The organism is Peribacillus sp. FSL R5-0717 (assembly GCF_038002945.1).
GTDB classification, from domain to species: domain Bacteria; phylum Bacillota; class Bacilli; order Bacillales; family DSM-1321; genus Peribacillus; species Peribacillus frigoritolerans.
Map to the genome: position 1 here is coordinate 1705338 of NZ_JBBOOF010000001.1, position 11897 is coordinate 1717234.

Sequence of the window (11897 nt, forward strand, 5' to 3'; positions counted from 1 at the left end):
CCAGCTACCGTTTACATCTGTCCATTTTGATAAATTGGTTTCAAAGTTAGATGTATTCTTGAACTCCACATTTCGAAAGGCAGCCGTTGAATTCCACGCTGACAATCCATAGTATCCATAATCGAATTCTATATCTGTTTTTTTTATAACGGATTGATCGTTTACAGAGACTTGAATTTGATCCCCATCTGTTTCCACCTTCACATGGTAGGTAGTTGAGGTTTTGAGGGTAAAAGGTTTTCTCGCAATTTCCTCGTTTGTTCCATCTACATTCTTACTTAATGTTATGACATCGTTTTTGGCATCTAAGCTCGCAACATAGCCGTTCTTTGCACGCCTATCTGACCGAAAAACTAAACCGCCTGCCCCTTCTCTCCCATTCTTTTCATTAAGGGTAATATCTCCCTCATAGCTAAATGATTCACCTGTCTGGGATGACATGGTATAAGAAGTTCTGTCTAAGCTATTTGCTTGTATTCCACCATCTTCGCCGAATTCACTTGCATACTCCCACTCTTTTAAATTAGGTGAGGTATAAAACATGATCTTATCCTTAGCCGCTAACGACATAACCCATTGGTTTGATTCTTCATGCCAAAATACTTTAGGATCGCGCCAATCTTGTAAAGGAGGGTCTGGCATTACGGGATTCCCTTTATACTTTTCCCAAGTTCTACCTTTATCTAAGCTATACGCTATACTTTGGACTTGCTTATCCCCTGAATGCGTAAAGATGGCGACCATTGCTTCTTTTCCAAAGCCGGCTGTATTGTTCCAATCAATAACAGCACTCCCCGAGAAAATCTGGCCGTTTTCATCCGGCGATAAAGCAATCGGCAAATGCTCCCAATTAACAAGATCTTTACTGACAGCATGCCCCCAATGCATCGGTCCCCATGTCGTTCCATACGGATGATATTGATAAAACAAATGATATTCACCTTTATAAAAAACCATACCATTCGGGTCATTCATCCAGTTAGCTTCAGGAGAAAAGTGAAATTGATTACGGTATGGTTCATTATAATACCCAGGATCTTCTGCATATGCACTATTAAATGGTAAACAAGTGACAGTTGAACATATTAGTAAAGTACTAATTATCCTCTTCACCTTTATTTCACATCCCTTTTTTAAAATCTAAAATGACATGTGATCGTTATGCTGGACTATTTCCGCGCAATCGATCTAATAGAACGGCTGCTACAATGACTCCACCTTTTACAACTAACTGCCAATAATAGTTGACATCCATTAGAGTTAACCCATTACTGATTACCCCCATAATTAAAACCCCAATAATTGTTCCTATTATTTTCCCTTTTCCACCTGTTAAACTTGTTCCTCCTAGAATAACAGCAGCAATTGCGTCTAATTCATACATTTGACCAGCAGTTGGCTGTCCAGAAAACAACCTTCCCGCTAAAACGACTCCTCCTAAACCAGCTAGTAAGCCACTAATCGAATACACATTGATTAAAGACTTTTCAACCTTAATTCCAGTTAACCGAGCTGCCTCTTCATTGCCACCAATCGCATAAATATGACGACCGAACATCGTATATTTAAGAACAAAAAACATCACAACATATACTAAAGACATGATATAAATAGGAGTGGGAATTCCGAAAATACTTCCACCACCGATGAATTTAAATGTTTCGTTTTGTAAAACAATTGGATAACCGCCACTAATGACATAAGCGAGTCCACGAACATATGTGAAGCTGCCTAGTGTAACAATAAATGCTGGTAACTTTGCTTTGGCTGTAAGAAACCCATTAATCAGTCCTACTGCATACCCTACTAGTACGCCTGATAACATCGCAATTATAGGATTAACTCCTGCAGAAGAGACCATGACTGAGATAACGCCAGATAGAGCAACTGTTGCACCAACTGATAAATCAATACCACCAGTTAAAATAACGATTGTCATCCCAGCAGCTAAAATAGCAATAATGGAAACTTGTTTTAATACATTCAATAAATTGGCTGTATCTAAAAAATTTGGTGCTGTAAATGAAAGTACTACACACAATAATAATAAAATCATGATCATGCCAAGCCTATTCCATAAAGAATAAAGGACATTTCCTATATTTAGGCGTTGTGAATGTGTAATAGTTTGCGTATTCCCTCTCATTTCTCTCTCCCCCCTATGGTAGCTAAACGCATAATAGTTTCCTGTGTAGCTTCTTCCTTCGAAAGCTCGCCTGTTAACCTTCCTTCACTCATGACAAGTATTCGATCACTTACCCCCAATACTTCAGGAAGTTCAGATGATATCATTAAAACGGCCAATCCTTCATCTGCAAGCTTTGAAACAATCTTGTGGATTTCAGTCTTGGCACCTATATCAACCCCTCGTGTTGGCTCATCAAGTAGTAATACCTTTGGTGCAATTGATAGCCACCTAGCGATCACTACCTTTTGTTGATTCCCACCACTTAAGTTTGATACTTGCTGTTCTGGGGAAGCTATTTTTATATTTAAGTCTTCAATATATTGGTTAGCGCTTTCATTTGCTTGCTTCCAACTAACAATTCCTGCTTTAGCGTGTTTTTTCAATTCAGCCATTATGATGTTCTCTTTTACGGACATTGATAAAAATAACCCTTGTTCTTTCCTGCTTTCAGGTACATGTGCAATCCTATTAGCAATAGCATCTATTGAGGATTTGATTCTAACAGATTGACCATCAACCAATATTTCGCCACTTTTCAACTCGGACAAACCGAAAATGGCCCTAACCAATTCTGTTCTGCCAGCACCAACAAGCCCCGCTAAACCAACAATTTCACCTGGGTAAATTTTTAAAGATACATTCTTTACAATTGTGTTATCAGAAACATTTTTCAATTCAAGTACAGGTGAAACTTCCTTTGGATTTTTTGTGCCAAAGGCTTTTGACCGATTAAACAAGTCCTTTAAATCCCGTCCTACCATCAGCTTTACGAGATGATCAGGATTTGTCTCTTCAATCGGCCCACTTGCAATCCATTCGCCGTCACGTAATACAGTGAACCTATTAGAAATTTTAAAGATTTCTTCCATTCTGTGAGAGATATATACAATGGCAACTCCCTGCTTTTTCAAATCATCAATAATTTCAAACAGCTTTTTTATTTCTTTATCTGTTAAAGAGGCGGTGGGTTCATCCATTATGAGTACCTCTGCATTAAAGGATAATGCTCGGGCGATCTCGACTATTTGTTGTTGAGCAACACTTAAGGTCGAAACCAATTGGCGTGGATTTAGATTCGACCCCATTGAATCTAACACCTCTTGGGCACGTTCATGGACCTTATCCCATTTCACCATTCCTAAACCATTTCTAGGAAAGGTTGAGCCCATTAAGATATTTTCACTTATTGTTAAATTAGGAGAAAGGTTTAACTCCTGATGAATAACACTAATTCCTTTGTTCCTTGCATCAGTAGGGTCCTTCCATAAAATTGGTTGACCTTTCAAGTAGATTTTCCCACCATTGTCATCAGGTGTATGAATGCCTGCGAGGATTTTCATGAAAGTTGACTTTCCAGCGCCATTCTCTCCCATTAATGCATGTACTTCACCTGGATAAAGTTCAATTCTCACATTGTTCAATACGGTTACACTCGAGAACGTCTTACCAATCCCTTCCATATACAACACTGGCTTTTTTAGACTTTGTTGGCTTTTAAGGGACATTTCATTCACAGCCATACCTTTATCTCACCCCTTATATTGATTTGAATAGGCTGATTAAAGGAGGAATCCTTATCAGCCTATTTATTGAAAGATTCTTACCAACCTTGGTAAGAATCTAATGTATCTTGAGTTACAATCTCAACTGGAACTTTAATAAGCTCCTCAACCTCTTCACCAGTTTTCACTTTCATTCCGATTTCAACAGCTTTTTTGATCATGTTACTAGGTGACTGAGCTGAAGTTGCGGCAATTGTACTTCCTTCCTTTGCCATTGCTTCTGTGGCTTCAGGAGCACCGTCCACTCCAACAATGAAAAATTCATCTTTACGATTCGCTTGCTCTTGAGCAATTTCAACACCAATTGCTTCTGGATCATTAATCGCAAATACAGCGTCAATAGAGCCTGATGAATTAGCTTGTAAAATGCTTTCCATCACCGTTAATGCCTTCTCGCGATTCCCTTCTCCATTTTGCTTCGCAATAACTTTAATTTCGGAATCCTTTATTGCATCTTCAAATCCTTGAATACGATCAGATACAGCCGAAACAGGAGGTCCATCAATAATGACTATTTTTCCTTTTCCATCTAATTTTTCAATCACATATTCTCCGGCCAGTTTACCAGCTTGATAGTTGTCTGAAGTAACAGTGGCATCGACACCACCTTCAGCATTGGTATCTACAGCAACTACTGGAATATCAGCAGCTTTGGCCTGTTGAACAGCTGCCGCAATTCCTTTTGTATCAACAGCATTTAAAAGAATGATATCTACCTTTTTCGTAATAAAGTTTTCAATTTGAGCTGCTTGTTTGGCTAAATCATATTCAGCGCTTTCAACTAGAACTTCAGCACCTAATTCTTTTCCTGCTTCTTCAGCACCTTTAGCCATGGAGACGAAGAAAGGGTTTGCTAAACTACCTACCGCTACACCGATCGTTAATTGTTTGTTACCTTTTTGTCCTTCGTTACCGTCTGTTGATCCATTTGATGATTCACTAGCCCCACTACATGCCGTCATCGCGGCAATTACAAACGCCAAAACTAGCATTCCTATTACTTTTAAATATTTCACCATATTAGTCCCCCCTAGTTTTTGAAGATGAAAATAATTAGCTGCAGAACGAGAAATTGTTAACGCTCTCAATCTCTTAAACTAGATCACCTCCTTAAATGAATATTTTTGGTTGAAATAATGGAAATATGGTTGATTTTGATAGTTTTTCACATTGACTATTTATTGACAACGCTTTCATACTTTGTAAAACAATATGATTCCCCTTTACACATTAGAATTATAATTGATTGATTTTGGTTGTTTTTGATTGATTTTGATTATATTAGAGCTGTTTGTAATTGTCAACGGTTCCAATTATTACAAAAAATATATTGATAACATAAAATATTAAACGTTTTAAATGGAATATTTAATACATGGAGCAGATTTTCCCTCATTGTTAATTGGCCACATAACAATAAATCAAGCATTCTTTATTATATTGATAAAACAAGGAGGAAAATTTTCAATAAAATAATTTCAGAATTTTCAAAAAAGCTGGTATTCAAAATGTCTGAATCAGACATTTTGAATACCAGCTTTCCTTCAACGATAGCAAATTTAGTTTTTAGTTCCTCACAATAATTATCTCCGTTTTCTCCTTATATTTTCCTAGCGTTATTGTACCTTCTTCATTCGTAATAACTTTCGTCTGGTTTAAATCTGCAAACTTAGAAAATGATACTTCTCCAAATTTTGTATGATCTGCTAATACAAATGCCTCACGTGACAAAAAGATGGCTCTTTCTTTTATTTGCGCCTCTTCAGGATCTGGGGTAGTCAATCCAAAATTATAATGAATAGCGTTCGCACCCATAAAACACTTATCAAATCTGTATTTTTTTATACTTTCGTATGCATATCGTCCAACTGTTGCTTTGGTAATCCTTTTAACAAACCCACCAATAAAATATGTACATATTTCATTTTCAAGTAATGCATCTAAATGATCAATTCCGTTTGTAATGACAACGATATCTTTTTGTCTTAAATGTTTGATCATCTGATACGTTGTTGTTCCAGCATCAAGATAAACACAGTCGCCGTCCAAAATTAGTTCTGCCGCATATTTTGCTATCTTAGCTTTTTCCTCAAGGTTCTGCGTTATTTTCTCAAACACACTTGGTTCGTCTCGTTTACTATGTAAAAGTGAAGCTCCACCATGTACACGTTTTAAGTAGTTCTGCTTTTCTAATTGATCTAGATCACGACGCAAAGTAGATTCTGAAGTATTTGTTAATTCTACTAGCTCATGAATCTTAACATTCCCCTTTTCTTTTAATAGCTTTAATATTAATTGATGCCGTTCCGTAATAAGCATATATGATCCCCCTCGTATTACACTTCTTTTTAAAGTTTCTTCGTGTATTCTAGTTTAATTAATTTTAGTATATAGAATTTTGCAGTGACATGTGAAAACTATAGGGTACCCCCATAAGAAAAAGGAGCTGTTGATCAGCTCCTGGTAATGAAGTACGCACCTGTTTGTTGAATAAACAATTTAAAATCCATTACCCTGGAATATTATTCTCATTAATTCAACAGCCATAAAGTAAACTAAACCATTAAATATATTAAGACCTAAAGCTAATTTTCTCCAAAGTCCTTACTCACTAAGAGAAAGATATAATGATTCCACATATCAGCAATACACGAAAAGGTGTTATTCCAGGGTCAATCACTTGTTCTATATTTCCAGAAAAGAAACAAATAACCAAGATGATTAAAGCACCCTTCTCCTCCAATTAATTTTACCAAATCTCGTTATATATGTATTTTTTTATTATCGAATTATCTTCCCACTTTAAATGCAGAAAAAGCTGCCTTAAAGACAGCTCCGATTTTCAGCTAACGCACCCGTTAGTTTCAGTGAAGTTCCCACATGTACATCATTATGCAATGCTTGAGTTTTCTTATTCAACTATCCTGCCCAGATAGTTGAATAAAAAAAAGAGCTGATCGTCACAACTCATTAAAGAACTATTGCACCTGTTACTTGAAGAAGAGTGATACAAAAATAAAACCAATTATGATTACAAGAATAAGAATTCCCGCCCCTTTTAAACCTAAGCTGCCAACTAAATCAGCGAGATTTCCCTGTTCCACTCTATTAAAAGCATCGTTCATATTCCCCGTTGGATTGCTTTTCAATTCTTCATGTCTTAATCTCTTTTTTTGTGTGTTTCCTTTACACAAAACGTCCTTCTTACCTAAGCTCACTGCGAATGCACTTTGAACACCGACCAGCATTAGATAAATGTTTCAATAGAGTCTCCTTTTATTATTAAGTTATACTCCTTGGACTTTGTGATCGTTTCTCTAATATATCTTTTATTTTTTTCAGGTCTTTCTTGTTTGCTCTTTTCATCAATAAAGACATTAACGGAGTAAGCAACTTTGAAAATCCACTTGGAATACCTTTGTTTTGCAGTGTCATTCTTGTTAAATTGTTGTCAATAGTTTCCCATGTGTAGGTTGTTTCCATTGGGAAAGGTCCATTAGCTGTTCTCATTACAAGTTTTTGTTCTGGAATAAATTCTACGATTTCGTATATATACGCAAGTTGTCGTCCTAAAAATTGTGCTTTGAATGCGATTCGAGAACCGATTGATAAAGGTTTTTGAGTTTGCCATTCTGCCGAATCGATATTTACATACCATTCTGGAGCATTATCAGGGTTTGCAGCGTACTCTGCAACTCTGTTACGGGTACATTTTATTTTTATATCCGTTAAAACGTTAACCATATCTTAATTATCCCTGATGCCATACATCTGGGTTGTTGCCTTCCACATATTGCTTCAGAAAGTACATAAGTGTACCCCAAGTTGTATTAATCATCGCATATGGACCCTCCATAGACTCCAATCCTGAATGATTAAAGTTGACTATCGTCGCTCCGTTTTCATTAGAATTCAACTCGAAACGAATTTTGGTACCTTTCCATCCTGGCATATCATGCTGAGCCGTCCATTCCACCAGCCTACCTGGTACTAGCTGATCAATATGCATTTGGAATACAGCTTGACGATTGTAAAAGCCAAATTCAGCAATGCTTCCTACTTGAGGTTCAGCTTTAGCATCTGTTGTCCACCAACCCTTAAATCCTTCTGTTGTAGTAATAGCTTTGTATACTTTCTCAGGTGACGTGTTGATCATAATTTGATGTGGCATGTTAATCATCATTTAGCCTCTTTTCTTCTTTTAGTTATATAGTTACCTCTAAGATTGAGCTTTATTCCGATCTCTTTGGTGATTATTTACGTATCTATATCTTAGAAGATTCAGGACTGCTAGTTCCTCGCAAAGAAGCCAGTTAAATTATCTTAATGCTGATTAAAAGCCGATTTTCTCACTGAGAAATTCAGCTTTCGTTACTTTAAAATTGCGCCCGATTGTTCAAGATTAATAATATTATGGAATGCAACTCAATCCGGCCTACGCTTAATGAACTATAGTTCATTAAGACTTATTTTAGAGTTGACACAAACTGTACGGTAAAAAAGGCACTAAAAAGTGCCCAAGATTCACATCTTTCATTTAGTCAGTGTATAAGTAAAAGGTTTCCTTGTATTTTCTGCCCTGAACTTCTTTACTGTGTGGTTTTCCGTGCCAACTTAATTCAAATTCAAGTTCATTGGCTTTAACCGACATAGGGAAATTTGGAAATTCAAAGACCTGTCCCTGTTTAAATTTTTCATATTGAAAGTCATTAAGACTTAATCCGTATTTTGTTTCTGTATTTGGTTCATTCCTGTAAGTGTTGAATTCTACATTATCTAGATCTTTACCAATATTTTTGATAACAACGTTATACGTCTTAGTAGTTTTTGTCGTTTCTTTCCCCTTTGTTATTTCGATTTTCCATTGACCAGATTGCAATATGTTAGTAGGAGGTTTAAAGTGCTCGTCTGACTCTGCAACTACATTTGAAGTTACTCCAATGGCTATAAAGCAAAAAATAATTAATGATGAAATTCCTTTAAATTAGTTTTCCTAAAAGCTAAAAAAATAATTCATTTCACATTCCGTATTTTTCTTGAACTATCCTACCCCTTTAGTTCTATAAGAGGTATTTATAACGTTAAGGAAAATTCCGATATTAAAAAGCCAATTTCTCAGCATTAAAATTGAGAAATTGGCTTTTTTCGTTACTCTTAACGGAATAATTCTATTCGTCATTCAACAGTTTCATAATCAACCTTCGTTCGTTGTAAACTGCTTGGTTTAACTTGAATGGCACCCTCTCAGCTCTTTGGAACTCCCTCACTGGGCTCCTGCTGATATCTCGACGGTCAATAAATGCTTCAACAATAAAGATTACTTACTTACTTTTAAAAGAAACTGATCAATACGTTCTTTTTGCCGGAAGTGGTGACGGAAGTGCATTTCGATTAGCTGAAAATATTCCTTTGCATTTAAATATCCCATTCTCCGGTGCTGAACTTTCTGACTGGCCGGAATGTCAGAGAGCTTTCTCTCGATCTCTTGCATTTTCTCAACGATTTGAAGCAGTCCTTCCTTTACTTCTTCTTTTCCTGTAGGATTTGGCGGTGTGAAATCCGGTGTATCCGGACCTTTTAACCTGATTGGAGGAAACGTCCCTTCTTTGAAAATCGATTCGCCTATTTCTGTTTTTTCACCGCCATCGGAAGTAGTGCCATTAACACATTGCTCAATGGCTTTCAAATGGAGACTAAGGGTACTCTTTATTAAATGATTGTACATTTGTCCTAATGACCATTCATCCTCAGAAGGCTTCCTCGTAAACTCATCCAGCGAATATTTACTTAACTCTTCAATATAGTATGCAGCCACCTGTTCGAATCGCTTCAATACCTCTTTTGTATCCAATAGATCTCCCACTTTCTTTATAATTTTTCTTTCTCTTTAATGTTATTAACTTCGACCCACTTACAAATAATCCCTTCTCTCCTATTCAAGAAAGTAGTGATTTTCGGTTTATCATGTTTATAAGCGATTAGACTTTATTTAGGTACTCTTCTTAAAACATTTGAAGTTCACCTAACAAAATTGTTAGCATATCTCACAATATTGTTAGGTGAACTTTATTAACTTCCACATTATAATTTTTATAGATAATATTTACAAATACTTAAAGAGAGGAAATGTTATGAGAGCCCAAAAAGACAATCATCCCATAATTATGTTTGATGGTATTTGTAACTTGTGTAATCATTGGATTCAATTTGTGATAAAAAGGGATCCAAATGGCATATTTAAATTTTTGTCACTTCAATCAGAGTTAGCACGCTCAATTATGGAAAGCCACAATCTAACTAATAAAGAGTTGGATTCTATTATCTTAATGGATAAGGATCAAATATTCACTGAATCTACGGCTATCTTACACATTCTAAATAAACTTAAAGGACCTATAAAATGCCTCATTCCATTATGGGTGATACCTAAATTGATTCGGGATAAAGGTTACCGTTTCATTGCAAAAAACCGTTATACCTGGTTTGGTAAAAAAAGTGCTTGTATGATACCGACACAAGATATAAAAAACAGATTTATTGAATAACTAAAATGGAAAGTAGGATAGATAAATAATGAATAAGAAAAGTTCCCTTAAGAAACTTAAAATGAGTACGATTACTGCGTTTAGATGGTATTTAGCTTTAACCTTTTTCATCTATGGGACGGCCAAGATATATCCAGGACAATTTCCCACTGGGGATTTTATTTTTGATTCCACCAAGGATTCTGCTATGCTATTAGCTTGGCATTTCTTTGGTTACTCCCATACTTATAATTTATTTATAGCATTCGGAGAGTTAACAGCAGCCTTGTTATTATTAATTCCAAGAACAGCAACATTAGGGAATATTATTTACCTGCCTATAACAGTAAATATCACTATCCTTAATTACTGTTTTGGCATACCAGCGCTCGGCATTAGTTCTGTACTGACACTTATGAGTATTTCCCTTCTATTATTTGAATATAAAAAGCTTAGAATGATCTTTTTAGCAAATCCAGTTATCGGTAAAGAGTCGATGCAACCTAAAAAAATTAAGAAACAGGTGAATATAAATTGACTATAGTAAATTTTCTTCTTTTACTTTTAATCTTTTCCATATCTTGTTTTTTTTATTTTATTGTAAAAAAGGATTCTTGATCCATAATATTATTGGTATAATCACTCTTTAAAAAACCATCAAAAATAAAACCCCTTGGCGGCCAAGGGGTTTTATTCGCCTATGCTGTAGGTTTGAAACCAAAAACCCACCCTTACATCCAATCCTTTCCATGTTCCCGAATGAAGTTAATATCGTTTTGATAATGTTCAAGATGCCCTTCCTCTATCATCTTTTGAAAAGCAATCTCCCCTTCACTGGCTTTTCTTGTGATTGTTTTACATAACCCTTCTAACCGCAGTAATACCATTTCCAAATAGTCTGCTTCTATTCCCTCACCGTAAGATTCAAGAAACAATCTGATTCTTTGTTTTATACGGGTACCATGCTGTAATGAATGGTAATAAACTTTCTCACCTGCTTCAGAAAGATGAAATCTGCTTAAGGGAACGCAAGTATAAAGTGTGTAAGCTATGTCCCAAAGTCTTGGACCGGGTCCAGCAACATCAAAATCAATAATACCCATTGGTTTTTTATGGTTAAAAATAATGTTGTACATCGCAAAATCATTATGGCATAGCACCTCAGGTTGTTGGGGGGTGTTATCTATCGGTTGCCAGCTGTCACCAAATGAAAAATCACTGACAGAATCATGATAAAGACGGAGCATTTTCGCTATTTCCATTAAGACATCATCTGACCACATGTATTCCTTTAAAGGATAATTACCAGCTTCTCCTTCAATAAATGATAATATTTCTCTTCTTTTTTCATCAATACCTAAAAACTTTGGTGCATAACTGAAACCTTTATTCTCCAAATGCTTTAATAGCTTATGAATTTTGGGACTATCAGGCTTTAATTCCCGTCGAACAGTATCTCCTGAACGATAAACTTCAGAAACATTCCCTCCTGTTAGCATTTCTTCATTATCAAGGTTTGACATCCATGGATCCCTCCCTAATATGACTTTCTATAACACGTACAACAATTCCTGTTTGTTCAACTAAACTGTCAGTTCCGACCTTCAGCTTACGCACCGATTT

The 11897-nt window shown here is 35.9% G+C and carries 11 protein-coding genes and 1 pseudogene; 2 read left to right on the plus strand and 10 right to left on the minus strand.

Features of this window, described 5'->3' with window-relative positions; all coding sequences use genetic code 11:
• Window positions 1-69 precede the first annotated feature (69 nt).
• From NYE65_RS27200 to NYE65_RS08290, 9 genes and pseudogenes are all read right to left on the minus strand, one after another.
• Window positions 70-1086: pseudogene (locus tag NYE65_RS27200) on the minus strand (glycoside hydrolase family 32 protein); the annotation flags it as partial.
• 73 nt (window positions 1087-1159) lie between these two features.
• A complete protein-coding gene (locus tag NYE65_RS08255) occupies window positions 1160-2062 on the minus strand; it encodes an ABC transporter permease (protein ID WP_225988884.1) in 903 nt (300 codons plus the stop codon).
• A gap of 80 nt (window positions 2063-2142) precedes the next feature.
• Window positions 2143-3708, minus strand: a complete 1566-nt coding sequence (locus tag NYE65_RS08260; RefSeq protein ID WP_340860443.1) for a sugar ABC transporter ATP-binding protein — start codon at window positions 3706-3708, stop codon at window positions 2143-2145.
• Between the two features lie 80 nt (window positions 3709-3788).
• Window positions 3789-4769: a substrate-binding domain-containing protein gene (locus NYE65_RS08265; RefSeq protein ID WP_340860445.1), complete on the minus strand. Its 981-nt coding sequence runs from the start codon at window positions 4767-4769 to the stop codon at window positions 3789-3791.
• A 547-nt stretch (window positions 4770-5316) separates the two neighbouring features.
• Window positions 5317-6069, minus strand: a complete 753-nt coding sequence (locus NYE65_RS08270) for a DeoR/GlpR family DNA-binding transcription regulator (protein ID WP_328178198.1) — start codon at window positions 6067-6069, stop codon at window positions 5317-5319.
• Between the two features lie 671 nt (window positions 6070-6740).
• Window positions 6741-6944: a DUF6366 family protein gene (locus NYE65_RS08275; RefSeq protein ID WP_328178197.1), complete on the minus strand. Its 204-nt coding sequence runs from the start codon at window positions 6942-6944 to the stop codon at window positions 6741-6743.
• Window positions 6945-7032: 88 nt separating this feature from the next.
• Window positions 7033-7494: an SRPBCC family protein gene (locus NYE65_RS08280; RefSeq protein ID WP_252278650.1), complete on the minus strand. Its 462-nt coding sequence runs from the start codon at window positions 7492-7494 to the stop codon at window positions 7033-7035.
• Window positions 7495-7501: 7 nt separating this feature from the next.
• Entirely contained in the window at window positions 7502-7930 is a 429-nt protein-coding gene (locus tag NYE65_RS08285; RefSeq protein WP_328178196.1) for an SRPBCC family protein, read from the minus strand.
• A gap of 1137 nt (window positions 7931-9067) precedes the next feature.
• Window positions 9068-9601 (minus strand): DinB family protein, encoded by a 534-nt coding sequence (locus NYE65_RS08290; RefSeq protein WP_034304791.1) that lies wholly within the window; start codon window positions 9599-9601, stop codon window positions 9068-9070.
• Window positions 9602-9881: 280 nt separating this feature from the next.
• Here NYE65_RS08290 and NYE65_RS08295 point away from each other — a divergent pair, with 280 nt between their 5' ends.
• Both NYE65_RS08295 and NYE65_RS08300 read left to right on the plus strand, forming a co-directional pair.
• Window positions 9882-10295, plus strand: a complete 414-nt coding sequence (locus NYE65_RS08295) for a thiol-disulfide oxidoreductase DCC family protein (protein ID WP_328178194.1) — start codon at window positions 9882-9884, stop codon at window positions 10293-10295.
• A gap of 28 nt (window positions 10296-10323) precedes the next feature.
• The gene (locus NYE65_RS08300; protein WP_340860448.1) at window positions 10324-10812 is read left to right on the plus strand and encodes a hypothetical protein; all 489 of its coding nucleotides are present in this window, start codon (window positions 10324-10326) and stop codon (window positions 10810-10812) included.
• 193 nt (window positions 10813-11005) lie between these two features.
• Here the strand turns inward: NYE65_RS08300 and NYE65_RS08305 are convergent, their stop codons facing one another.
• Window positions 11006-11797 carry a phosphotransferase gene (locus NYE65_RS08305; protein ID WP_340860449.1) on the minus strand — a complete coding sequence of 264 codons (792 nt, stop codon included), beginning with the start codon at window positions 11795-11797 and terminating at the stop codon, window positions 11006-11008.
• Window positions 11798-11897 lie beyond the last annotated feature (100 nt).